This is a genomic window from Streptomyces sp. VRA16 Mangrove soil (assembly GCF_017377775.1).
In the GTDB taxonomy this organism is placed as follows: domain Bacteria; phylum Actinomycetota; class Actinomycetes; order Streptomycetales; family Streptomycetaceae; genus Streptomyces.
In genome coordinates this window covers 131,933-154,788 of the sequence record NZ_JAFVLN010000005.1, presented here as the reverse complement: position 1 = coordinate 154,788, position 22,856 = coordinate 131,933, and the positions used below count along the sequence as shown (strand labels likewise).

Sequence of the window (22,856 nt, the reverse complement as noted above, 5' to 3'; positions counted from 1 at the left end):
CGCTGGGCGCGAAGTTTTCTTGAGGATTCCCCTAGGGCAACTGTCGCGGCAGGTCGAAGGCGTCGAAGACGCCGGGATCGGCGAAGACCACGTTGTGCGCGACCAGGCCGCCGGTGACGGTCAGCACCTGAAGGGTGTGCAGCCAGTGCCCTCCGCCGGCCTGTGGCGCGTACGCCGCCAGCGCGGGCTGCCCGTTCGCCGTGACCTCCCGCACGGCCCAGCCGGTGCCGCGCATCCGGAAGACGCGCTCCATGAACCGGCCGTAGTCGGCGCTGCCCCGGAACCACAGCGGGACCGGCGGCATCTCCAGGACCGCGTCCTCCGTCAGCAGCCGCACCAATGCGGGCACGTCGGCAGCCTCGAACGCCCGCGCGTACCGTCGCACCACGGCCCGCACCTCGGGATCGTCCGGCTCCCGCACCGCGTCAGGGCCGCCCACCCCCGCGACAGCGGCACGCGCACGCTGCAACGCGCTGTTGACCGCCGCCACCGACATCGCCAGCTGCCCGGCGACCTCGGCCGCGGTGAACCCCAGCACCTCCCGAAGCACCAGAACGGCGCGCTGCCGCGCCGGCAGCACCTGCACCGCCGCCACCCACGCCAGGCCCAGATCGACCCGAGCCTGGACGTCCGACCGGGCATCGGGGAACGGCTCCAGCCACGGCACATCCAGCAGCGGTGTCAGCGCGGCCGCGGGATCGTCGCTCGGTGCACCCAGCCCGGACGGCAGCGGACGCCGCCCGCGGCCCTCCAGCGCGGTCAGGCACGCGTTCGTCGCGATCCGGTACAACCACGTCCGCACGGCCGCACGCGCCGGGTCGTACCGGTCCCGGGCCTTCCAAGCACGCAACAGCGTCTCCTGGACCACATCCTCGGCCTCGTGGAACGAGCCCAGCATCCGGTAGCAGAACGCGAGCAACTCACCCCGGTACGACGCGAATTCCTCGAAGTCCACCGACCCATCATGCCGTACGCCCGGCCTCCACCCCAGGCCGTGGGGCAGCCGGATCAGCTGCGGGGAGCGAGCCCAGCAGGGCCTGCGCGGCCTTCAGTTCGTGGCTGCCCGCCGCGTCACCGAGGGCCAGGACCTGGCGGTAGCAGTCGCGAGCCGCCTCGATGTCCTTCCGTTCGGTCAGGGCCTTGCCCAGTTCCACCAAGGTCTCGGCCTCCATGCCGGGGATGCCGATCTGCTGCAGCTGCAGCAGGCCCGTGCGTATGTGGTCGACGGCCTCCTGCCACTGCCCCAGAGCTGCGTGGTCGCGGCCGAGTCCGCCGATCGCGCGGGCACGGTGGATCTTGATCACGTACCCGTTGATGCGGCAGTCCGGTGCGTCCAGGAAGGCGAGGATGCGCTCATGCAGAGCCATGGACTCCTCGGCCCGGCCGAGTTCCCGCAGACATGACCGGTATCCCGTCATGGCCGCGACCCAGCCGTCGTGATCACCGGCGGCTTCGTACAGGTCCGCGGCGGCGCGGAGCTTGTCGAAACGCTCCTGGGTCTCGCCGAGTCGTCCGTGCGGCCATGACGCATGGAACAGCGCCCGGGCCTGCTGGGAGAGGTCCTGGGCGCGACGGGCGCACTCCCACGCCTCGTCGGCCCGTTCGACGGCCTCGCGGTAGCGCCCCTCGAAGCTCAGTGCCCAGGAGTGCTGGTTGAGGTGGAAGGCATGCGGACCCGGGTCGCCGAGTGCGGCCGCGGCCTCGCTGGACAGGCGGTAGACCTCGGTCCAGTGGCCCCAGAACGCGCACAGGTCGGCGAACCGAGTCATGGCCCGGACGGTCTCCACGATCCGGATGTGGTCACCAAGGGCAGCCGCGTCGCGCAGTGCCGCGAGCCAGGCGGTGGCCTCGGAGTCCAGCCACGCGCGGGCGTCTTCGGGGCTGTCCAGGCGGACCAGGGCGTTGCCGTTCCGCGCCAGGGACGGTGGCACGGCGTGTTCGGGCGAGAGCCGTTGACCGGCGACGGTGGCGGTGTCGAGCAGCCAGGTACGCAGCCGGTCCTCCGCTGCCTGCCGTGCGTCGGGTGTCTCTTCACGGGAGAGGCGGTCCCGCGCGAAGAGCCGCAGAAGGTCGTGGAGTTGGTAGCGGCCGGTGAAGGCGGCCTGAAGCAGCCCGGCCTCGATCAGCTCCTCCATGACGTCCTCGGCGTCGAAGACGTCGGTGTCGGTCAGAGCGGCACCGTAGGCGGCGGTCATGTCCGCGACGGGAACCAGGCCGAGCAGCCGCAGCATCCGGGCCGCCTGGTCGGTCAACTGCCGGTAGGACAGCTCGAACGCCGCCTCCACCCGCACGTCCCCGTCGGCGAGCCTGCGCAGCCGGCGCTCTTCGTCGGCCAGGCGCTGGACCAGTACGTCCACGTCCCATCCGGACCGAGTGGCCAGCCAGTTGCCCGCGACCCGCAGCGCCAGGGGAAGGTATCCGCACAGCTCCGCCACCCGCGTGACGGCTTCGGCGTCCCTGTCCGCTCGCTCGGGGCCGATGATCCGCCGCAGCAGTGCGACCGCCTCACCCTCCGTCATCTCCGACAGCGGCAGACGGTCGACGTCCTCAAGGCCCGTCAGCGGGCGCCGACTGGTGATCAGTACGAGAGTGCGGCAGACGCCGGGCAGCAGCTCACGCACCTGCGCCTCGTCCCGCGCGTTGTCCAGGACCACCAGACACCGACGCTCGGCAAGGAGCGCCCGCAGCAGGCCCGCCCGGCCCTGCGTGTCCTCCTGCGCCAGTTGGCGATCCGGTACCCCCAGGGCCTTCAGCAGCTTGAGCAGGGCCTCGGCCGTATCCATGGGGGCGTCCACCCCGTGGAGGTCCACCGTGAAGCATCCGTCGGGGAACGCGTCGGCCAGGTCCGCCGCCGCCTTGCCCACCAGCGTGGTCTTTCCGCACCCCGGCGGTCCCGACACGACCGTCACCGACGAACCCGCCCCCGAACGCGCCTGCTCGGCAGCCGCTTTCAACCGGGCGAGTTCCGAACCGCGCCCCGTGAAGTCCTCGAGCCGGCGCGCCGGTGCGGTCATGGCGTCCGTCGGCACGGCCCGGCCGGCTCTCGCGGCCGCGAGCAGCGCCTCCTGCTCCGTGACCGTCAGTCCCAGCGCGGTTGTCAGCGCCGCCACGGTACGCCGCTGCGGAACCCGGCTCCGTCCCCGCTCCATGTCGCCGATCGCCCGGACACTCACCCCGGACGCCTCGGCCAGCTTCTCGATCGAAAGTCGGCTCCGCTGCCGCATCTCACGAAGAACAGAACCGAACGGCACCTGTTCCGACACCATGCCCCCTGCCCGGACCGTGATCCCACACGGCCCCTCGCCCATCACAACGGCGTCGGCCGACCGGCCCGCGATCGCCCCGTTCCGGGACAACGGCGTGGCCGTCGGCCGACAGCAGCGCCGCCGTTTCCAGGCGGGAAGGACGTTCGCCGCAAAGGTCAAGAATATGAGCGGATGCGCGAAGAATGTTCGATAACCGCAGGTCGCATACTAGCTCCCGTTCCGGCCGGGCCTCGAGCGCGGCCCGGCCCGGGACGAAGAGGTCCGTGTGCCCGCTGCGCTCCGCGTCCCGTCTGCGAACTCCGTCCCGCGCCCCCACGCCCTCCACCCACGCCCTCCACCCGTGTCCCCGGACCGGCCATTCGCACGGGGCAGTTCCTCCCGACGTCCGCCTGGGCTCCGTCCCCCCGCTGAAACGGCAGACAGCCACGGTGAGTTCAGGGCCCGAGCGACGAGGAGGCCGGCCCTGCCGGCCACGGGCCGCCGCACCCCCCTGTGCCCTGTTCCTTGAGCGGAGAGCAACTTGAGCCTGGTGTTGACAACCGCCTCCGTGCCGGACCCGGACAAAATGGCGTACTGGAACGAGACGGTGAGCAGAGCATGGGCGCCGAGCTCCGTGGCCCCGCGCGGCGACGGCCCGTTCGGCTCAGTGGAGTTCTCCCAGCGCCGCCCCGACCGTGCGGTGGAAGGTGGGATAGGTGTAGATCATTCCCCGCAGCCGTTCCACCGGCACCTCGGCGTGGACGGCGACGTTCAGCCCGTACAAGACCTCACCACCGGCCGGGCCCGCCGACGTGGCCCCCACCAGCACGCCGCGGTCGGCGTCCTCGACGAGCTTGATGAAGCCCTCATTGCCCGGGCCGTGGATCCAGCCGCGCGTGGAGGCGGAGAGCGGCAACAGGCCGGTGCGTACCCGCAGTCCCGCGTCCCGCGCCTGTCTCTCCGTCAGACCCACGGCTCCGATCTCGGGATCGGTGAACGTCACCCGGGGCAGCGCCCGGTAGTCGGCGTCAGGCCCGTCCTGTCCCAGGATGTCCCGGACCGCGATCTCGGCCTGATACATCGACACATGGGTGAACGCACCCCGCCCCGTGATGTCGCCCACGGCCCACAGCCCGTCCGCCACACGCAACCGTCCGTCCGTGGGAACCGCCGGAGCCGTGGCGTCGACCCCCACGGTGTTCACCCCCACTGCGGCCAGGTCGGCACGGCGCCCGGTCGCGACGAGCAGCCGCTCGGCCAGAAGCGGCGCGCTGTCGTCGTCGGTCCGGACGGCGAACACGGTGCCGTCATGGGTCACCTCGCGGGCCCGGACACCGGTGAGCACCCGAACGCCGTCCGCCCGCAGGGCCTGCGCCGCCAGCTCGCCGGCCTCCGGCTCCTCATGCGCCAGCAGCCGCTCCTGCCCCTCGATCACCGTGACGTGGCAGCGGAACCGGGCGAAGACCTGAGCCAGTTCCACCCCGACGGCGCCGCCGCCGAGCACGATCATGGACGCCGGAAGTTCCTCGGCCGCCGTGGCCTCCCGGTTCGTCCAGTACGGCGTCTGCGCGAGCCCCGGCACCGGCGGTATGACCGGACGGGTGCCGCAGGCCAGCACGACACCCCGCCGGGCCTCGTAGACCCTCTCGCCCACGGCCACGCGACGTGGCCCGGCCAGGCGCCCCGTGCCGCGTACGAGCCGGCAGCCCTTTGCCGTCAGCCGCTCCACGGCCGCGCGGTCGGTCCAGCCGGCGGTCGCCTCGTCACGGATACGCCTGGAGACCTTGCCCCAGTCGGCGCTCACGGTCGCCTCGCCGGCCAACTCCGGTATCCGGCCGGCCTCGGCGAGGAGGTTGCCAGCCCTGACCATCATCTTGGTGGGCACACACGCCCAGTACGGGCACTCGCCACCGACCAGGCCGGCCTCCACGCCGACGACGTCCAGACCGGCCTCGGCCAGGGTGCCTGCGACGTACTCGCCGCCCGGCCCCAGACCGAGGACCACCACATCCACTTGCTCGTTCATACGTACTGTCGCTCCTTGTAGTCGTCGTCATGGCTGCCGCGGCGGGCGGGCCGCAGAGGGGCAGGCGGCTGCGCCGGTGCCCTCTGGGGTGCGGCTACTCGTCGGGCCGTAGCGCCGCGAGCCGCTGCTCGAAGGGGACGAGGTTCGCGCCGAAGCCGTCCTTGGGGTCGACCGAGGTGATGGCACCGGTCGATGAGCGGGGCGGCGCGATCGCGGCCGTGGTGTCCACATCGGGTGCCTCGGAGGGCTTTACGAAGCGGGCCAGTTCGTCGCCGGCGCGGGTGATGCGGTGGGCGAGGCCGTCCTCGCCCCAGTCCTCGGACGCCGCGTAGACGGCGGTGGGCAGGGCGAGGGCGCGCAGGTAGGTGAACAGGGGACGCAGAGCGTGTTCGGTGACCAGGGAGTGGCGGGCGGTGCCGCCGGTCGCGCCGAGCAGCACCGGCTTGCCGGTCAGGGCGTCCTTGTCGATCAGGTCGAAGAACGACTTGAACAGTCCGCTGTACGAGGCCGAGAACACCGGCGAGACGGCGATCAGGCCGTCCGCGGCCGCCACCGCGTCGAGCGCGGCGGCGAGCCGGGCGGGCGGGAACCCGGTGACGAAGTGCTGGGCGATCTCGGTGGCGTGGTCGCGCAGCTCGATCACCTGCACCTCGGCGTCCACCCGCGCCACGGTCGCCGCGGCGAGCCGGTCGGCGAGCAGCCGGGTCGACGACGGGGAGCTCAGCCCCGCGGACACGACGACGAGCTTCATCTCTACTTCGCCTCCTGGGCGGCCGCGACCCGGGCGGCGTGGGTCGGGGCGTCCGGCACGGTGGCCGGCTTGAGGTTGGCGAACTCCTTGCGCAGCACCGGCACGACCTGTTCGCCCAGCAGGTCGAGCTGTTCCAGGACGGTCTTGAGCGGCAGGCCCGCGTGGTCCATCAGGAACAGCTGGCGCTGGTAGTCGCCCACGACGTCACGGAAGGACAGGGTCCGCTCGATGACCTGTTGCGGGGAGCCGACGGTCAGCGGGGTCTCGCGGGTGAACTCCTCCAGCGAGGGGCCGTGGCCGTAGACCGGCGCGTTGTCGAAGTAGGGGCGGAACTCGCGCACCGCGTCCTGCGAGTTCTTGCGCATGAACACCTGCCCGCCCAGGCCGACGATGGCCTGCTCGGGGGTGCCGTGCCCGTAGTGGGCGTAGCGCTGGCGGTACAGGTTCACCATCTGCTGGGTGTGGCTGGCGGGCCAGAAGATGTTGTTGTGGAAGAAGCCGTCGCCGTAGTACGCGGCCTGCTCGGCGATCTCCGGGGACCGGATGGAGCCGTGCCAGACGAACGGCGCCACCCCGTCCAGCGGCCGTGGCGTGGAGGTGAAGGACTGCAGCGGGGTGCGGAACTTGCCCTTCCAGGTCACCACGTCCTCGTCCCACAGCCGGCGCAGCAGCGCGTAGTTCTCGATGGCCAGGTCGATGCCGTCGCGGACGTCCTTGCCGAACCACGGATAGACCGGCCCGGTGTTGCCGCGGCCCATCATCACGTCGACCCGGCCGTCCGCGACGTGCTGCAGCATCGCGAAGTCCTCGGCGATCTTCACCGGGTCATTGGTCGTGATCAGCGTCGTGGACGTGGACAGGATCAGGTTCTCGGTGCGGGCGGCGATGTAGCCGAGCATCGTCGTCGGCGAGGACGGCACGAACGGCGGGTTGTGGTGCTCACCGGTCGCGAAGACGTCCAGACCGACCTCCTCCGCCTTCTGCGCGATGGCGAGCATCGCCTTGATCCGCTCGTGCTCACTGGGGGCACGACCGGTCGTCGGGTCGACCGTGACATCACCGACGGTGAAGATCCCGAACTGCATGACTGAGTCCTTTCGTTGAACACTTGGAGTTCGCGCACGCGGAAGCAAGCTTTGTTCGTGCACGGTGGGGGGAAGAGAATCAGGGGCGGGGGATCGGCCCGAAGAGAGAAGTGATGCCGTCCCAGTTCAAGTGCGCGCTTTCCGTTCCGGCGGGAACCAGCGAGAAAGTCCGCCGGAGAAAGTCCGATACCTCTGTCGCCCCCAGCTCGATGACGGCCGTACGAGGCCCGTTCTTGAGGATGACGTGGAGGGCGTCCGGGTGGTGGCCTTGCGCGGGCATCACCAGGACATCCCCGCTGCCCGTTGCGTGCTGCAACCCGTTGGACAGGAGCTCGCGGGCGAACACCCAGGGAACGCGCGGTCCGCTCGGCGGACCGAGGGACATGCGGACGGCGTACGGATCGGATATGCGGTACTGCAATTCCGTGAGCACGGGAATCGGTGGTCTGTCGAGGGATCTGACATGCGCCGTGAACGTGACGGTGTCGGAGCGCTGTTGCACGATGGTCTCCGAAATGCTGAGAAGAGCGGTTCTTTCGCTCACCGTAAGGTCGGCCCGGGACGGTGTTTTGCCGCGGAACGCACGGACGTTTGCCTGGGGGAGCACAAGGTGCCGCGCCGTGTTCTGCCGCGCCCGGCGCTCCGGATTTACTGAACTCGAAGGGCACCGGAGGCTGATGCCGGACCGTCGCCTGAAAGCCGCGGCGGCTCCTGGGCGGAACAGACGGTGGGGAGAGTTTGTTCAGGTGGGTGATCGATCGCGGCACCTGGGCGGCGCGGCCCCGCGCCTCAGCGGACACCTCGTCACCGGCTGGTGTCTCTGGACGTCCCGGCCCGACGCACCCCGGTGCGCACTTACCGAAAGAGAGAACGACATGTTCCAGCGCATTCTTGTCGCAGCGGACCCCAGCCCCGCCCGTCACTCCGTCGTACGCCTCGCCGGAGACATGGCCCGGCTCACCGGGGCGAAGGTCCATGTCCTGCATGTCGCCGCCTCCGCCGCCACCCTCGGGGCCGTTGTCACGTTGGAGGACGACGTGGAAGCCAAGGCCCTACTCGACGAGGCGGTCACCGCACTGCGCGACACCGGCGTCGAAGCGGAGGGCACCGTCGTCAATGCCCTGACCCAGCAGATAGCCGGCACGATCTCCTCGGCCGCGCAGGAATGGCAGGCCGACCTCATCATCGTCGGCCCGCATCACCGCGGTTCGCTCGAGGCGTTCCTCAACCCGCGGGTCAGCGACGCGGTCGCGCACAGCAGCCGCGTCGCGGTGCTTCTGGCTCCGGACGATGACGCCGACACGCAGCGCTGACCGCGGTGCTGCCGAAATGCGTGAAGAGTGCTGACACAACTGTTGGCGGCGCTCCGGTCACTGCGCTGATCGTGAGGCGGCAGACGCGGTAGAGCGGTCACGCCTCGTCGGGCGGGGGTGGTCTCATTCCTGTGAGGCCACCCGTGCGGCGAGGTTGGCCGGCAGCTGAGCGGCCGGCCGACCGGAACGGCGCGCGAAACGCACTGGCCGGCCAAGGTTCCCGTGCCGTGGGTGGCACGCCGACATGCGTGGGAGTCATCACGTGCTCCCAGTCGAACTGCCGGTTCAACTTGGGGACTCAAACGTTGGCCCTGCCTTGTGCAGCCGGGCATGCCTGGCAAGCGAGCACAAGCTCCGGGCCATACCCGCGCGTTCCGAATCGCGACCCGCCACCACTTCACGGGACGGCCCTGACCGACCTGTACGTCGTGGCGGCCGAGGAGCACGGTGGCGGGGACGGAGAAGAACCATTCAACGATCCGGTGGCGGTCGTACGTCACTGGCACCGCCATATGGAGTTCGCCGATCTCATGGGGGTCTGCCAGGCCTTCATCCCGGGCGCCGCGAGGCTGGTGCCGAAGCTGCGAGGGCACGAGTTCTCCGAACGCCGGCACACGCAGGTGGGCAATACTTTGGAGAAATTGCGGGCGACGGCCGACTGGATGGAGACGGCTGTGACGACCGGGCAGACGGATCTGGCCGAGGGCCTCGCCCAGCTGCTCCGGGGTGAGTACTGACTTCTGCGTTTCGGGGGCAGTCCGCTCTCTTGAGGCGTGGAACCCGTCGTGATCAATCAGTCAGGTGGTCCAGTCGATAACCGTGTGGCGGTTCAGCAGAGCCGCGCACCAGTGGAAGTGGCCGTCGCTGCCGTCCGGGCTGAACAGGTCGTAGGTGGTCAGGGCATAGGCCGCCTGGTACAGCGCGAGCACCTTTGCGTCGTACCCAAGTGCCGTTGCGAACAGGCTGGTCAGCTCCGCTGTGTGGTGCTCCGCGTCTGGTCCGTACATGTCCCAGATCGCCGCCGTCACCGCCGCATCGAACGCCGGGTCGCCGGCCGTGGTGAAGAATCCGAAGTCCAGGACCGCCACTGGGACTGCGGCGTCGTCGACGTGGACGTTGGGCGGAACCAAATCGCCGTGGACGGCGGTGACGCGCGTGTCCGGCAGGGCTCGCAACAGCTCGGTGACCCGCTCGGCTGCCACGGCCCACCCGGGTACCGCCGCGGCGAGGACGTCCCCATGCCGGCGGGTGGCACGCTCGACCAGAGCGGCGAGGGCGTCGGGGAAGCGGGTGTGACCGTGCCACAGCGGGCGGTCGTCGCCTTGGACGGTCAGCCGCCGCATTGCGGGTGATCCCGGGACGGACGCCAGGCCGCGCAGCACAGTGAGCAGGGCGTCGGTCTCGTGCGCTGGCAGGTCCCGGGCCGGGGGCGTGTTCCCGGCCTCGCGGCGCAGCGGCGCCCCAGGCAGCTCGCGCTCGTAGGTGACAAGCACGCCGCCACGCTCCTCGGAGGCGAGGATCTGCGGAGTGGCAAAAGGCAGCGGGTGTGCGGCGATGTCCTCGTAAACCTCACGGAACAGCCGGAAATCAGTTGGCGGCCGCCCGCTCCACACCTTGGCCACCAAGCCCTCGTCAAGTCGATAGACCGCGCCTTCGACACCTGCGGCCAGCGGTTGCGGGGCGCGGTGGCCCCGCGCGGCAAAGTACGCCAGCCAGTCATCACTGTGCCGTTGAAGGTATTCCGCCATGGGCTGCAGTACATCCTGCCCAACGCGTCTCGTGCACTTCCATTACGGGAGGTGTTTCGGGGCCAGTCAGGTCTGTCGAGGGTGAGGCCGGTCTGAGTGAGGAAGCCGCCGAGGAGGCTGTGCCGGTATTGCAGCGCCTTAAGCGGCCGTTGCTTTTCCGGATCTGATGTGTGTGTTTCCGCAGGTCAGGTGTTACGTGCGCGTTGTCGGGGCACGCTGGGGCCGTCTGATTCGTCGTGGATGACGTGAGGTGGCGGATGCCGTCGATGTGGGCTGTGATGGAGAGCCGTGAGAGGGCGACGCTGGCGCGAGTGGAGGAACTGCGTGCCGAATTCGAGCGGGTGCGGGCGGCTCTCGCCGACGCGGAAGAGGTGCTGAACCGCCGGGTGATCGGCCTGGAGGAGTATCTCGAGACGCTGGCCCAGCTGGGAGGCCCCGAGCCCGCCGAGGCTTCAGGGCCGTCCGAGCCTGAGCCTGTTCGTGAGCCGGCGGTGGACGACGCGGCGGCCCCGTCGACGGCCAGGGCTCGGCGGGTGGTGGTCCGCAGGAAGGACGGGGTCGAGGTCGACATTCTCGGCCCGGACTACCGACGGATCATGGCCGTGTCCGAAAAGCCGGGCGGCGACGGATTGTCGGCGCGGCAAGTGGCGGTGAGCCTGGGCTGGGACGTTTCGGTTCCGGCCCGGGTGGAGGGTGCGCGGGGCAGGCTGAAGCGGCTGGTCGAGCGGGGCTGGCTGGCGGAGAGCCGGCCAGGAATGTTCACGCTGCCGGAGCGAGATTCCGCCGTTGCTGCTGGCGGCGGTGGCGTGGCGGGCGAGGCGGCGGCTCATGACCATGGTCATCGACCACAGGACGAACGCCTCGCTGGTGTCGGAGCGCCGTTCGTAGTCGCGGGCGAGCCGCCGGCTGCGCATGAGCCAGGCGAAGGTCCGCTCGACGACCCATCTGCGGGGCAGGACGGTGAACCCGCGGCTGTCGTCGCTGCGTCGGACGATGTCCAGACGCAGGCCGAGCCGGTGGGCGGCTTCGGTGAGGACGTCGCTGGTGTAGGCGCCGTCCGCCCAGATCAGCCGGAGCTGGCGGAAGCATTCCCGCAGCGCGGGCAGCATCCCGCAGGCGGCGTTGCGGTCCGTCACTGACGCGGGGGTGACCAGCACCGCCAGGACGAGCCCGAGGCAGTCCACGACCAGGTGCCGCTTGCGTCCGTTGACCAACTTGCCGCCGCGAAGCCGCGGGAGGCCGCGCCGACCACGGCGTCCCCTTTCACCGACTGCGAGTCCACGATCCCCGCGGTCGGCTCCGCGTCCCGGCCTTCCGCCTCGCGGGCGCGTTCCCTCAGTCGGTCGTGGAACTCCCTGATCAGAGCGTTGTCGCGCCAGCGTCGGAAGAACGCGTAGACCCGGTCCCAGGGCGGGAGGTCCGCCGGCATCGCCCGCCACTTGATCCCGTTGTCGACCAGATACCGCACCGCGTCGACCATCTGCCGGTGGCAGTAGCTCTCCGGCCTGCCTCCCCGGCCGTCCATCCATGCCGGGACCGGCAGCATCGTCCGCACCACGGCCCACTCCGCGTCCGTCATGTCCGACGTGTAACAAGGCCGGCGGCCCGGTCTGTCGGCCGCGTTCCCGAATCTGTGAGCAAGACAGTCACAGCCCGGGGTGAACAGGCTGGACTCCACCGGAACGACCACGTACAACTGCGACAACAGGGCCTCCTGGCGCTCGGGCTTCGACAACCACGAGCTGTTCAGGAGGTCCTTCCTCCGTGCTCTGCCAACCGCGAACTCACCCGATCCGGCCCCCGTTCGAACCTGCGGGCCGTGCGCCTACCAGTCAGAAGGGAGGTTCGAGATCGCCGCGGCCATCGCTATGTGGCCCGCAGTTCCAGGGCTCCTCCTGGAAGGGTTCAATGTCGGTGACGTCGTGGCCCCATGCTTCCAGGGCCTTCCAGGCAACGCGCCGGTTAGGCTCGTCGCTGCCGGTGTCCAGGATGCGGCGCGCGTGCACGGCGAGGTGATCGCGGTGCTGGGCGAGCGCGGGGTGCTCGGCGAGGATGAGCGCGGCGAGGCCGGCGGCTGCGCGCACGTCCTCGTGACTGTCCTGCAGGAAGGGCGCGACGGCTCGGTAAAGCATCGGGCGCAGGTCCCGGAAGCCGGCCACGAGGGTGCCGGGGGTGAGGAATCCAGGGAAGTACTGCCCAACGCGGTCTACGAAGTCGTCGGAGGCGTCGTAGGCCGTGGAAGCCAACCAGTTCAACAATGTCGCGCGGATGGGGACGCTGCGATACGGCCGGAGGGTCATGGCCGCCGGGTGGGTGAGGATGCCAGCGACATACATGGCAACGGGGGCGGTGGCTTCGTAGATGGTGTTCTGGTGGCCGACCAGCTCACTCAGTTCCGACAAAGCGGTGACCTGCACCTTGGGATCGGGCTCCAGCAACCGTGCCAGTACCCCGGGAAGGTCCTCACCGTTCCCAAAAGGCGTCTCGAGCGAAGCCCAGTCGGTCTCCGCCAGGACCACTTGGTAATGCGGCAAGTCAGGCTCGCGGGGCGCCCCGGCCTTGGAGCTGCTGTGGTTCACAGGCCAAACCTAGACCAGACTTCTGGCGCGATTCCCGTGCGGGCCGGTTAGAAGCCGCTGTCCTTCCGAGAGTGACGGGTGCGTTTGCGCTGGTCAGCGCATAGCGGCGGTGTTTCGGCGGCAGAGAAGAGGCGTTGTGTCGTCTCTGCGGTGGAGGCGCCGGGATGCCGTCGGGAGGGCCTCCTGGTGTGCTCAGTCTCGACAACCCCGAGCTGCACCAGAGGCCATGTCTTCATGAACAGACAGACCGAAGATCGCCCGACCGAGCCGCCGCATTCGAACCCTTGCTCACCAAGATCGGTACGACAACGGCTTCTAAGACGTCATCTCATTTGGTGAGTCTCCGGTAGCAGATAAGGGTGCAGGCGATGCTGGTGAAGGCGAGGAAGTGGTCGGCCTTGCGTTCGTAGCGGCGGTGGAGTCGCCTGCATCCGGCGAGCCAGGACATGCTGCGCTCGATGGTCCACCGGTGACGTCCGAGTCGCTGGGAGGTCTCGATGCCCTTGCGGGCGATGCGGGGCGTGATGTTCCTGCTGCGGAGCCAGCGGCGCAGAGGCCGGTTGTCGTACGCCTTGTCGGCGTGCAATTTGGCCGGGCGGCGGCGCCGGGGACCGCGGCGGGACCGGATGGGCGGGATGCCGCGCACGAGGGGCTCGAGTGCCTGGCTGTCGTGGAGGTTGGCTCCGGAGATACCGATGGACAGGGGCAGCCCGGTTCGCTCCGTTATCAAATGGATCTTCGACCCGTACTTGCCTCGATCCACAGGATTCGGGCCGGTCAGGTCCCCCTTTTCATGGCCCGCATGTTCACCGAGTCGATCGCGCACCGCGACCAGTCCAACTCGCCGCGGGAGCCGAGCTCATCGAGGACCAGGCGGTGCAGCTTGGCCCAGACCCGGGCCTTCGTCCACTCCGCGAAGCGCCGGTGGGCAGTCGCACCCGACGGCCCGAACGAGGCCGCCGGAAGCTGCTGCCACGTGCAGCCCGACGTGGCCACGAACACGATCGCCGCCAACACCTCCCGGTCGCCATGCCGACGCCGACCACCGCCCTGGGGTCGGGACGGCGCTTCAGGCACCACCCGCTGGAACAGCTCACCCGGCACCAGCCGCTCAACGATCTCCACGACCTATCGCGCCTACGCCTTGCTTGAGCAGATGGTCTCAGTCCAGGTCGCCTGGAGGTCACGGCAGACAATGGTGAGTGTGCCGTCCCAGCAGGCGATCTCGTGGCTGCAGCCGTCCCTGTGCGGCAGGATCTCGTCGAGAATCACAGCCCCGAAGTCTGTCCCTCGGTCCTCATCGACGGGATCGATAAGGAAGCCTGACACTCCCGCGTAGCGGATCAGCAAGTCTTGGTCGTGCTTCCAGCAGTTGTGCCGGAACTCGACCTCCATCTCCTCACCGCCGGCACCCCTGACGGCCTGGAGCGTCAAGTCCTTCACACATCGCTTGCTGCGGAAGTCGTAGTGGTCCGTGTCGGTGGCGAAAGCCCGGGCACCTGGCGGAAGGTCACCGGAGATCGACGGTAGGCGGCGCAGGTAGCGAGCCGGGTCCAAGACGCCCGACAGGTCGCCGACCTGCGCATCGAGATTGACGTACTCCATCGACCTTCGCCCCCGCTCACGGCTTCCCACTGGCCAACGAATCGTCGCACAGACTCACCAAATGAGATGAGGTCTAAGATGTCGTCTCATTTGGTGGGTTGAGTAGTTTGCCCTGTGTGGTGATGGTCGAGCGCTTGGTGCCGGACGAGTTGTGCGAACTTTTCCAGCGGGTGGTCCCGCCCGCTCCGGCACGACCGCAGGGCGGCGGCCGGCGGCGGTACGGGGACCGCGAGGTGCTGGCCGCGATTGTCTTCGTGGCCACGACGGGCTGCACCTGGCGGCAGCTGCCGCCAGTCTTCGGTCCGTCGGGACCGACCGCGCACCGGCGTTTCACCGAGTGGAGTGCCGCCCGGGTCTGGGCCAAGCTGCACCGCGTCATCCTCGACGAACTGGGCTCGCGTGGCGGCCTCGACTGGTCGCGCTGCGCGATCGACTCGGTGAACATGCGGGCCTTGAAAGGGGGGAGCTGACAGGTCCGAATCCTGTGGACCGGGGCAAGAAAGGCTCGAAGATCCACTTGATCATGGAGCGGACCGGTCTGCCCATCTCCGTCGGGATCTCTGGCGCGAACCTCCACGACAGCCAGGCGCTCGAGCCGCTGGTACGCGGCATTCCGCCGATCCGGTCCCGCCGCCGTCCGCGCCGGCGACGGCCCGCCAAGCTCCACGCGGACAAGGGATACGACTACGACCACCTGCGCCGATGGCTCCGCTCGCGCGGCATCCGCCACCGCATCGCCCGCAGAGGTGTCGAGTCCTCCACGCGGCTGGGCCGGCATCGCTGGACGATCGAGCGCACGATGTCCTGGCTGGGTGGCTGCCGCCGCCTGCACCGCCGCTACGAGCGCAAGGCCGAGCCGTTCCTGGCCTTCACCGCCATCGCCTGCACCCTCATCTGCTACCGCCGCCTGAAGGCGTGACCATCGCACCAGGGGCTGCGGCAGCATGGTGCAAGTGAGCGAATCATCTGAGCAGGTGCAGAAAGCAGCCCGTCTCTGGCACGAACACCTCCATGCGCCTTTCCCCGCCGGCCTGCGAGGTGCCGAGTTCGGGGATGCAGACATGGTGTTGCTCGACGCAGACACCGCCGGCTGCGTCCTCACATGGCTGAACAGCGGCGGCGCTCTCGACCCGAAGCGCATCCGCATCCTGCAGAGGTGCATCGAGGACCTGAACCGGGTCATCCCTCAGATCACCGAACCCGCAGGAACCCAGTACTACGAGCGCCTGCGTCAGCTCGCCCTACTCGTATCGAGGACCCTCTCCAGCGCCAAATGAGACGACGCCTAAGCCGGCTGTGGAGCGGAGTCTCCAGCTCGCTGAGGGTGTGGGCGGCCAGGTTGGCGAGGCTCCGCTTGATGTGCGCCCACAGGCCCCCGACCGGGTTGAGGTCGGGTGCGTACCAGGGCAGCAGGACCGCTGTCAGCCAGTCCCGCTCGGCAACGAGTGCCTGCATCGTCTGGGAGATGTGGGCGCTCAGCCGGTCCCAGACCACGATCAGCGGGGCCTTCAGCAATTTGTGGGCGCCGTCGAGCAGGCGGATATAGTCCGTCTCGCCCAGTGAGCGACGCTCCCCCTTGCGGCCGGTATGCCGGCGCAGCCGGTAACACAAACGGGCGGGCACGCCCGGCCGGAAGCACAGCAGCCCGGCCACCGAGAGCCGTCCTTGGCTGCGGCCGGAGACCGAGGAACTCCCGCATTGAAAGGAGGAGCACAACCGCTCGCACAAACAGGTTCGTGCCCGAGTCGAGCACACCTTCGCCCGTATGAAGGGCTGGAAGATCCTGCGCGACTGACGACTCAAGGCGACGGCGTCGTCCACCATGCGATCCTCGGCAGCGCCCGCCTGCACAACCTCGTACTCACCGGATAGGTCAACGGACGGCACCGCAGCCGACCCTGCCCTCACCAGGGCCAAGATCAGTTACGGGACAAGCCTCAGCCGACCTGCGCGCCGCGCGGAACCGATCGATGCTTCCGCACACACTCGGTACGCCTTGTGCCCCCTGGCAGCCCTGATGGGCCGGCCGGGCCTCACGTCCGCCGACAGAGTGCTGCTCGACCGGCTCCTGAGACCACGCGCCGACCGTGCAGCCCGGAACAGGCCGCAGTGGATGGCCGGACCACGGCATACCGGTGTCAGCCGCCTGCTCGCGACCCCGTCGACCGACGACGTCCTTCACATCCCTGCCGGCTTGATCACGGCCAGGAGCGAGCTGTACGCGAGGGATTGCTGGAGGGACGCACCGGCCGCTGTCGCCCCACGCATTTCGTGTGCCGCTGCAAAAGCCGGGCAGACGGAGCAAGCATCCGCAGACCAAGCAGAACGCGCAGACAAGCATGGCAGGAAGGACGCTGGAGATGGCGAACTCGCCCCCACCTGGAACCGTTGATCTGTCCTGCGCCGACGCCCGCAGCCGTGTCCGCCTGGTGCTCGAGCCCCTGCTGCGGACGCTGCCTGCCTCGCGGGCCACTCGGCTGCAGCAGGATGCCTGCCTGATCGTCAGCGAACTCGTCACCAACGCGCTGCTGCACGCCGGCGGTGTCCGTGACTTCCAGGTCTGTCTCGAGGGCCAGGTACTGACTGTCCGTGTCGGCGACCACAGTTCCACACCACCGACGCCGCGCAGCGCGGTTGCGTCGGTGCCGGGTGGCCACGGCTGGATGATCATCGAGCGGCTCAGTGACAGCGTGACGGCCGAGCCCGATGCTCGCGGCAAGACCGTCACCGCCACGCTCGATGCCTCTTGCATGGCCGACTGAGTCCCTGAAAGCCGGATGATTCGAGGGAAGACCACCCTGGAAGTCGTCTCGCGGGTGGGGCCTTGCGCAGGTGCTCTGGGGCGCGGCGTCGGGCCGGCGTCGCGCTGAAGCGCCGGAACCGTCCTCCCTGGGACGGACGGTGGGACCGGTTCCCAACAGACGGCAGACTGAGGGGCGTTGAGGCAAGGAGGGGAGTGGGGCCGCGCCTCCTGGCCGCACTGAGGGGAGACGGCGCAGGAGGCACGGGGCTTTCTGGTCAGGTGCTGGTGCTGGTGCGGGTCTGGGCGATCAGGACGGCGAGGAGGGTCGTGTGGGCCCCTTCGTCCTCCTGGAGGGCTTGCACGTGCTGCGGGTGGGCCCAGATCGGGTGGGCGGGACCGGAGTTGCCCGGGTGATAGCCGGCGAGGACTGCCTGACTGTCGTCGACTTCTTCGTCGCAGTGCCTGCAGATCTTAGGTGTCACCGTGTTCCGTTCTTGCTGGTTGCCTGCTGATGGCAGGTGCATCCGCAGCGGTGGGTCAGAAGGATGCCCTGTGTGTGGGGGAGCGGGACGTCCTGGGTTTGACGGCACCAGTGGTGCATGTCGTGGTAGCCGCTGTGGTGAGCGACGGTGCATTCGGGCGACAGCGTGATCCCGCGTGCGATCTTCGTTGTTGTCACAGCAGTCGGCCTCGGCTCACCGTGTTGAGGACCGGCAGCCGGGGTTCTGTTCCCTGGTGGTTGCCGGGCGGGAGTGGGCTGCGGGCGTCCCGCTCGACCTGCGAGCGATTCGAGCCCCCATCGTCCGCCCGGACGGTCGGCGCGTCGACCTTTCTCGTCTTCTTGTCGTGCATCACGTCCCCGATCCGGGGTGTGTGGTCGTCCATGCCCACCCCCCTTGCCAGATGACTTCGGTTCGTCGCCGTGCCGCGGATGCACGCCTCCGTCCCGGGCCGGCGAAGTTCAGGGGCAGGGCGTGAGCGATGCCGGAACAGAGGGCGACGGCACTTCGTTCGCGGTGGGCTTGCGAGCGGGTAGGGCCTGGCTGTGCCGGGTCGTCCTCGACGAACTCGAGTGGTCCGCGAGGAAGGCCGTCGCGTCCAAACTCGGGATCGGCAGGACCGAGACGCTGCGCAAGTGGGTCCACCAGGACCAGGTCGATGCCGGCGCGCCCGGCCGGGAACCACGATGGAGGAGTCGGCCGAGCCGAAGCGGCTGAAGAAGGAGAACGCCGAGCTGAAACGGGCCAACGACATCCGCAAGGCCGAGGCGTCCTTCTTCGCGGCCGACTCGACCGGCCACACACACGCTCGTAGCGTTCATCGACGAGCACAAGGACCGTTCCGGCGGCGTCGAGCCGATCTGCCGGGTCCTCACCGACCACGCCTGCAAGATCGCCCCGTCCACCCACTACGCCCACCACGAATGCGAGGCCGTACCCGCGGCCCGCACCGTCCGCGACGCCGAGCTCAAGCCCCTGGTCAAGGAGGCGTACGACACCAACTACCGCGACTACGGTGCCAGAACGATCTGGCGGCGCCTGAACCGGCAGGGTCGGTCATCCCGTGGCCCGCTGTACCGTCGAACGCCTCACGCGCGAGCTCGGCATCGCTGGTGCCGTCCGCGGCAAGAGGGGCATCGCCACGATCCCGGGCCCCCGCCGACCCCAGGGCGCCGGACCCCGTCGACCGCGACTTCGTCGCCGACGCGCCGAACCGCTGCTGGTTCGAGGACTTCACCGACGTGGCGACCTGGACCGGCGTCGTCCACGCCGCCTTCGTCGTGGACACCTTCTCCCGCTGCATCGTCGGCTGGTCGGCGGCCACCACGAAGGAGACCCGGCTCGTCCTGGACGCGCCGGAGAGGGCCCTGTGGCAGCGCGATCGTGACCGACACCCCTATGTCCGCGGCGACATGATCCGTCACTCGGAGGCCGGGTCCCGGTACAGCTCGTTCATACGGGCCGAACATCTCGACGTCGCCGGCATCGCAGCGAGCATCGGCTCGGTCGGGGACGCCCCGGACAACGCCCTGATGGAGTCGACGATCGGTCTCTACAAGACCGAACTGGTCAAACCGCAGCGGCCCTGGCGAACCCTGTCCCAGGTCGAGCCGGCCACCGCCGAGTGGGTCGATCGGTACAACCACAGTCGGCTCCACGGTGAATTGGGGCACATCCTGCCCGTCGAGTACGAAGCAATCCACTACCTCAGCACCACGAAACCCCTGTTCAAACCCGGCATCTGAGGCCTCCTCCGAATCCGGAACGATTCATGCCTCTCGTTTCTCGTGCAACCCTTGGACGCCATTGCGAGTCTCCTGTTTTGCCGAACCGTGGGTCACGCCTGGAACAACTTCGGGCAAACGCCAACGGAACGGCGCCTCATCGACGCGGGATGTCCACCGGATGTCCCTGTCCCCCGCAGGAGCTCAACGCATGGCCAAGCACAGGTCCTTTCCCGTCCCGCCTCCGACACGCATCCGCGTCGCCACAGCGAACGCCGCGACGGAGCCCCTGACCGGCGGCCTCCTCGCCGCGTCGGCGGGAACGGCTGGCGCGGCCGACTCTGTGACCCACCGCAAGGAGGATTTCGACGGAGAGGGTTACGCGGATGGCGATGGCGATGGCGATGTCGCGTTCTGCGCCGGCCCTGCCACGGCGTCCGGGCAGGAGAACGCCGGGGACTTCGTCGCCCTGTACGGATCGGTGAACGGCATCACGTCGGCCAAGCCCACCACCATCGGCCGGAGCGCCACCAGCGCGCTGTGCTCCTGCGAGGCGGGTGACGGCTTCGGCCGGGTCAGGGCCTGAGGCGACGTCAACCACGATGGCTTCGACGACCTGGCGGTCGGCGCCGAACAAGAGAAGGCCTGCACCGGTGTCGACAGCGGTTCCCTCGTGATCCTCCACGTCTCGGCCTGCGGCCTGCCCGGTGGCACGACCCTCGCCGCCCCCGCGTCCTCCTTGCGCGGCCGCTGGGACACCGCCCTCACCGCGCCGACATCGACGGCTACCCGATGTTCGGGGCGAGCACCGCCGACCGAGCGCGTAGCCCAGGCAGCTCACCCGGCCGGTGACGGGCGAGCCCGTCACACCGAACCGCCGGACAGGCCGGCACCGCGACGGCGTCTGCCTGGCTCGCCCCGGTGACCACTCATCGATCGATCAGCACAACAACACCCGACTTGTCATCGTCAACAACCCAGCGAAAGGCCCGTCCATGAAGCGGACACTCACGTTGATCACCGCGCTGGCCGTCACCGCACTGTCACCGACAGCAGCGCAAGCGGCGGTCAAGAAGGCCAAGTCACCGCTCAGTTGCGAGTCCCGGACGTTCACCTCGAGACCGGGCCCGAGCTTCAACGACCCGGAGGACCCAGACGCCCAGATGAACGTCATGGGCCCGATCATCGAATCGATCAACAGCGCCAGCTGCGGGCAGACCATACGCGTCGCCATGTACTCGATCGGCAGCACGCGGCCGGGCCCGGACTTCGCCAACGCCCTGATAGCCGCGCACCAGCGCGGCGTCATCGTCAAGGCGCTGATGGACTCCCACAGCGACAACGCGACCTGGCAGTCGATGGTCACCGAGTTGGGCAACGACCCGCGAGCCTCCAGCTTCGCCGCGCTGTGCCCGGGCGGCTGCCTGACCCACTACTCCGGCTCCGCCTTGCACGCGAAGTACTACATGCTCAGCGGCGGGAGCGACGCGAACAGAACGGTGACCGTCAGCAGCGCCAACCCCACCTCCGCCCAGGCCAGCACCGCGTGGAACAGCGGCGCCACCGTCAAGGGCAACGTCGACCTGTACAACTCCTACGTCCGCTACTTCACCGCCATGGCCAAGGGCGCGCTCAACGGCCCGGGCCCCCTGGTGCCCGACTACTACAACTCCACCAGCGGTCAGGCCGCCAGGACGCTGTCCCCGCCCTCCTACCAGTGGCCCAAGGCGCGCACCAAGAGCGACACCTGGGTCGACTTCCTGAACAACATCAAGGCGCCGGCCACGATCAATATCGCCATGTATCAGTGGACCTCGCACGGTAAGCCGGGAGACCGGAACTATCTGGAGCTGCCGAAGAAGCTGGTGAGCCTGGCACAGACCGGCGTCAAGATACACATACTTTTCACCGCCGGCCAGGTCGATAGCAGCGTGCAGAGTTACCTGAAGGACCGGCCGAATATCGACGTGCACGACACCACCCGCGGTACCGACGCGAACGGCAACGCTCTGCATTACACGCACGACAAGTACATGATGGTCAGCGGCGGATACGCGGGCGCGACCAACTCCAGAATCGTTTTCGTCGGCTCCTCGAACTGGACGAGCAACGGAATCTGGCACAACGACGAGTCGGACCTGAAGCTGGTCGGCCAGGCCAGCTACGACGCGTTCCTGACGGACTGGCAGAGCCAGTACGACCGCTGCTGCGGGACCGCGGCACGGCAGTTGAGCGCCGAGCAGCGCGCCGAGAACACGGCACGCGAGATTCCGATCGATCCCAAGCAGGTCCAGGAATAGGCATTCCTGCTCCCACCGGGCACTTGCTGAACCCGATCGTCAAGCCACGGAGCGAGGCAAGGGCACGGGTTCGGCAACTGCCGAGCGGGCGCAGGACCGGCCACTCGAGCGGCCGCTGCGTCACCGGTCGCTCGACTGCACTCTCAGTTGCACGAGACCACGCCAGAGGGCGTTGGCTCACCGCACGACGGACACGGACTGCCGCCGCCCCGGCCGCCCGCCTTGGAGGAACCTCCTCGCGCGAGCAGGTCAGTCGCGCGGCCCAGGAGACAGCAGCATCGTCGCCGACCACGCAGCCGTCGGCGACGACCGATCCGGACGTTGAGGAGGCGGCCGACGACTCTGTCCGCACGTCGTCCCCCTCGCCTTCGCCCTCGACGGCGGCGCCGAAGATTCCCAGGACGGGCAACTTCTCCCTGCACGAGGGCGATTACGCCGATCTGGAACACGGCACCGTCGGGAAAGCGGCGAAGAGCCCGGACTTCGCGGTGACCGACGGTGTGGACGATTTCTCGCCCATGAGCGGACGCGTGGCCGAGCCTTCAGGCGGAGCCACGCCCAAGACATGGGCGGACGCCCTTGTTCGCCACCCTCGAAGCGGAGCCTTCATGGATAGGGGTTTGGAAGGGAAGTGGTTCTGCTTGCCGACCAGCGCGGGCCACCTTGCTGCTGTGGAGTGGATGGGCGACGTCGAAAAGGAGGGCGCACGTTTCCACTTCATGGTGTGGGACGTCGCCGCTCCGGAGGCCGCGCAGTAGCCGCTTCGGCGCCGATGAGACCGTCCTCGGCTGAGCAGCATCTTGAGCCTCACGGCTCGGTTGTCCGTCTGAGTGTGGCCGTCAGCGGTGCTGGCCGCGGTAACGCGACGGCGTGTTCGTCGGGCTGTACCCGAGCTGTTGATCCGTGCTGAGACGGCCCCGGCGCGCCGCACGGCCGCGACGCAGGCGGACCATGACGTAGACGACGACCGCCACGGGAACTGTCCGTTCGACCAGCCACACGTAGCGGGGCAGGATGTGATGCCACGTCGTCGCCGCATGCCAGCCGTGAGGCATTCCCGCCAAGACAGCTGACAGGGCCGTGCACAGTGCCGCGGCGCCCAGGCATCCAAAGGCGAGATAGGCGGCCAGTTCTGTCCACCATGTTCTGCTGATATGCGGCCGCATCGGAATCCGTTGCCTCCTGCGTGACCGTAGTGCGGTCTCCCGGGGCCGCACCTCGGGCCCTTCCCGTCGCG

21 protein-coding genes and 3 pseudogenes are annotated in these 22,856 nt (G+C 68.9%); 10 read left to right on the top strand and 14 right to left on the bottom strand.

Going from position 1 to position 22,856, the window contains the following annotated elements:
* Positions 1-31: 31 nt before the first annotated feature.
* From J3486_RS15700 to J3486_RS15675, 6 genes are all read right to left on the bottom strand, one after another.
* Complete coding sequence (locus J3486_RS15700; protein ID WP_207820918.1) at positions 32-955, bottom strand: sigma-70 family RNA polymerase sigma factor; 924 nt, start codon at positions 953-955, stop codon at positions 32-34.
* A gap of 7 nt (positions 956-962) precedes the next feature.
* On the bottom strand, positions 963-3,266 hold the full coding sequence (locus tag J3486_RS15695; protein WP_267878197.1) for a helix-turn-helix domain-containing protein: 2,304 nt from the start codon (positions 3,264-3,266) through the stop codon (positions 963-965).
* A gap of 643 nt (positions 3,267-3,909) precedes the next feature.
* On the bottom strand, positions 3,910-5,271 hold the full coding sequence (locus J3486_RS15690; RefSeq protein WP_207820916.1) for an NAD(P)/FAD-dependent oxidoreductase: 1,362 nt from the start codon (positions 5,269-5,271) through the stop codon (positions 3,910-3,912).
* Between the two features lie 94 nt (positions 5,272-5,365).
* Positions 5,366-6,022, bottom strand: coding sequence for a CE1759 family FMN reductase (locus tag J3486_RS15685; RefSeq protein WP_207820915.1), 657 nt, complete (start codon positions 6,020-6,022; stop codon positions 5,366-5,368).
* Between the two features lie 2 nt (positions 6,023-6,024).
* Positions 6,025-7,107, bottom strand: coding sequence for an LLM class flavin-dependent oxidoreductase (locus J3486_RS15680; RefSeq protein WP_207820914.1), 1,083 nt, complete (start codon positions 7,105-7,107; stop codon positions 6,025-6,027).
* A 79-nt stretch (positions 7,108-7,186) separates the two neighbouring features.
* Positions 7,187-7,651 carry an SsgA family sporulation/cell division regulator gene (locus J3486_RS15675; protein ID WP_207820913.1) on the bottom strand — a complete coding sequence of 155 codons (465 nt, stop codon included), beginning with the start codon at positions 7,649-7,651 and terminating at the stop codon, positions 7,187-7,189.
* A gap of 331 nt (positions 7,652-7,982) precedes the next feature.
* On the opposite strand from J3486_RS15675, the gene J3486_RS15670 reads away from it, so the two are divergent.
* Positions 7,983-8,420 (top strand): universal stress protein, encoded by a 438-nt coding sequence (locus tag J3486_RS15670; RefSeq protein WP_207820912.1) that lies wholly within the window; start codon positions 7,983-7,985, stop codon positions 8,418-8,420.
* 428 nt (positions 8,421-8,848) lie between these two features.
* Positions 8,849-9,157 (top strand): DUF6192 family protein, encoded by a 309-nt coding sequence (locus J3486_RS44695; protein WP_207820911.1) that lies wholly within the window; start codon positions 8,849-8,851, stop codon positions 9,155-9,157.
* Between the two features lie 60 nt (positions 9,158-9,217).
* On the opposite strand, the gene J3486_RS15660 is transcribed toward J3486_RS44695, so the two are convergent.
* The 5 genes and pseudogenes from J3486_RS15660 to J3486_RS15630 form a co-directional block, all read right to left on the bottom strand.
* Positions 9,218-10,168 carry a phosphotransferase family protein gene (locus J3486_RS15660; protein ID WP_207820910.1) on the bottom strand — a complete coding sequence of 317 codons (951 nt, stop codon included), beginning with the start codon at positions 10,166-10,168 and terminating at the stop codon, positions 9,218-9,220.
* An 812-nt stretch (positions 10,169-10,980) separates the two neighbouring features.
* Positions 10,981-11,747 (bottom strand): annotated as a pseudogene (locus J3486_RS45210) (IS5 family transposase); the annotation flags it as partial.
* A gap of 253 nt (positions 11,748-12,000) precedes the next feature.
* Positions 12,001-12,747, bottom strand: coding sequence for a hypothetical protein (locus J3486_RS15640; protein WP_207820909.1), 747 nt, complete (start codon positions 12,745-12,747; stop codon positions 12,001-12,003).
* Positions 12,748-13,075: 328 nt separating this feature from the next.
* A protein-coding gene (locus J3486_RS15635) for an IS5 family transposase (protein WP_307804848.1) occupies positions 13,076-13,866 on the bottom strand; the annotation gives its coding sequence in 2 pieces (ribosomal slippage) (positions 13,076-13,537 and positions 13,540-13,866; 789 coding nt in all).
* An 18-nt stretch (positions 13,867-13,884) separates the two neighbouring features.
* Complete coding sequence (locus J3486_RS15630; RefSeq protein WP_207820908.1) at positions 13,885-14,352, bottom strand: hypothetical protein; 468 nt, start codon at positions 14,350-14,352, stop codon at positions 13,885-13,887.
* Positions 14,353-14,474: 122 nt separating this feature from the next.
* Between J3486_RS15630 and J3486_RS15625 the strand changes: the two genes are divergently transcribed.
* A protein-coding gene (locus tag J3486_RS15625; protein WP_374194736.1) for an IS5 family transposase occupies positions 14,475-15,271 on the top strand; the annotation gives its coding sequence in 2 pieces (ribosomal slippage) (positions 14,475-14,817 and positions 14,817-15,271; 798 coding nt in all).
* Positions 15,272-15,305: 34 nt separating this feature from the next.
* Positions 15,306-15,629, top strand: coding sequence for a hypothetical protein (locus tag J3486_RS15620; protein ID WP_229378199.1), 324 nt, complete (start codon positions 15,306-15,308; stop codon positions 15,627-15,629).
* Here the strand turns inward: J3486_RS15620 and J3486_RS44110 are convergent.
* On the bottom strand, positions 15,544-15,975 hold the full coding sequence (locus tag J3486_RS44110) for a transposase (protein ID WP_307804847.1): 432 nt from the start codon (positions 15,973-15,975) through the stop codon (positions 15,544-15,546). The two genes, J3486_RS15620 and J3486_RS44110, sit on opposite strands and share 86 nt — an antisense overlap.
* 79 nt (positions 15,976-16,054) lie before the next feature.
* On the opposite strand from J3486_RS44110, the pseudogene J3486_RS15610 reads away from it, so the two are divergent.
* Positions 16,055-16,224 (top strand): annotated as a pseudogene (locus tag J3486_RS15610) (IS5/IS1182 family transposase); the annotation flags it as partial.
* A gap of 401 nt (positions 16,225-16,625) precedes the next feature.
* Positions 16,626-17,114: an ATP-binding protein gene (locus J3486_RS15605; protein WP_207820906.1), complete on the top strand. Its 489-nt coding sequence runs from the start codon at positions 16,626-16,628 to the stop codon at positions 17,112-17,114.
* Positions 17,115-17,370: 256 nt separating this feature from the next.
* Here J3486_RS15605 and J3486_RS15600 read toward each other — a convergent pair whose 3' ends face one another.
* Positions 17,371-17,577: a hypothetical protein gene (locus J3486_RS15600; protein ID WP_207820905.1), complete on the bottom strand. Its 207-nt coding sequence runs from the start codon at positions 17,575-17,577 to the stop codon at positions 17,371-17,373.
* Between the two features lie 193 nt (positions 17,578-17,770).
* On the bottom strand, positions 17,771-17,980 hold the full coding sequence (locus tag J3486_RS15595; RefSeq protein ID WP_207820904.1) for a hypothetical protein: 210 nt from the start codon (positions 17,978-17,980) through the stop codon (positions 17,771-17,773).
* Positions 17,981-18,281: 301 nt separating this feature from the next.
* Here J3486_RS15595 and J3486_RS15590 point away from each other — a divergent pair, with 301 nt between their 5' ends.
* The 4 genes and pseudogenes from J3486_RS15590 to J3486_RS15575 all read left to right on the top strand — a co-directional run bounded on the left by J3486_RS15590 (position 18,282) and on the right by J3486_RS15575 (position 21,619).
* Entirely contained in the window at positions 18,282-19,340 is a 1,059-nt protein-coding gene (locus J3486_RS15590) for an IS3 family transposase (protein ID WP_307804823.1), read from the top strand.
* A 190-nt stretch (positions 19,341-19,530) separates the two neighbouring features.
* On the top strand, positions 19,531-19,905 hold the full coding sequence (locus tag J3486_RS15585) for a hypothetical protein (RefSeq protein ID WP_207820902.1): 375 nt from the start codon (positions 19,531-19,533) through the stop codon (positions 19,903-19,905).
* A 12-nt stretch (positions 19,906-19,917) separates the two neighbouring features.
* A pseudogene (locus tag J3486_RS45205) lies at positions 19,918-20,244 on the top strand (hypothetical protein); the annotation flags it as partial.
* Between the two features lie 70 nt (positions 20,245-20,314).
* On the top strand, positions 20,315-21,619 hold the full coding sequence (locus tag J3486_RS15575; protein ID WP_207820901.1) for a phosphatidylserine/phosphatidylglycerophosphate/cardiolipin synthase family protein: 1,305 nt from the start codon (positions 20,315-20,317) through the stop codon (positions 21,617-21,619).
* Positions 21,620-22,856: the final 1,237 nt, after the last annotated feature.

Coding starts and splice junctions, on each gene's coding strand:
- J3486_RS15695 (WP_267878197.1), bottom strand. CDS start 3,266: ATGGTGTCGGAACAGGTGCCGTTCGGTTCTGTTCTTCGTGAGATGCGG.
- J3486_RS15690 (WP_207820916.1), bottom strand. CDS start 5,271: ATGAACGAGCAAGTGGATGTGGTGGTCCTCGGTCTGGGGCCGGGCGGC.
- J3486_RS15685 (WP_207820915.1), bottom strand. CDS start 6,022: ATGAAGCTCGTCGTCGTGTCCGCGGGGCTGAGCTCCCCGTCGTCGACC.
- J3486_RS15680 (WP_207820914.1), bottom strand. CDS start 7,107: ATGCAGTTCGGGATCTTCACCGTCGGTGATGTCACGGTCGACCCGACG.
- J3486_RS15670 (WP_207820912.1), top strand. CDS start 7,983: ATGTTCCAGCGCATTCTTGTCGCAGCGGACCCCAGCCCCGCCCGTCAC.
- J3486_RS15660 (WP_207820910.1), bottom strand. CDS start 10,168: ATGGCGGAATACCTTCAACGGCACAGTGATGACTGGCTGGCGTACTTT.
- J3486_RS15630 (WP_207820908.1), bottom strand. CDS start 14,352: ATGGAGTACGTCAATCTCGATGCGCAGGTCGGCGACCTGTCGGGCGTC.
- J3486_RS15595 (WP_207820904.1), bottom strand. CDS start 17,980: ATGGACGACCACACACCCCGGATCGGGGACGTGATGCACGACAAGAAG.
- J3486_RS15590 (WP_307804823.1), top strand. CDS start 18,282: ATGGAGGAGTCGGCCGAGCCGAAGCGGCTGAAGAAGGAGAACGCCGAG.
- J3486_RS15585 (WP_207820902.1), top strand. CDS start 19,531: ATGGCCAAGCACAGGTCCTTTCCCGTCCCGCCTCCGACACGCATCCGC.
- J3486_RS15575 (WP_207820901.1), top strand. CDS start 20,315: ATGAAGCGGACACTCACGTTGATCACCGCGCTGGCCGTCACCGCACTG.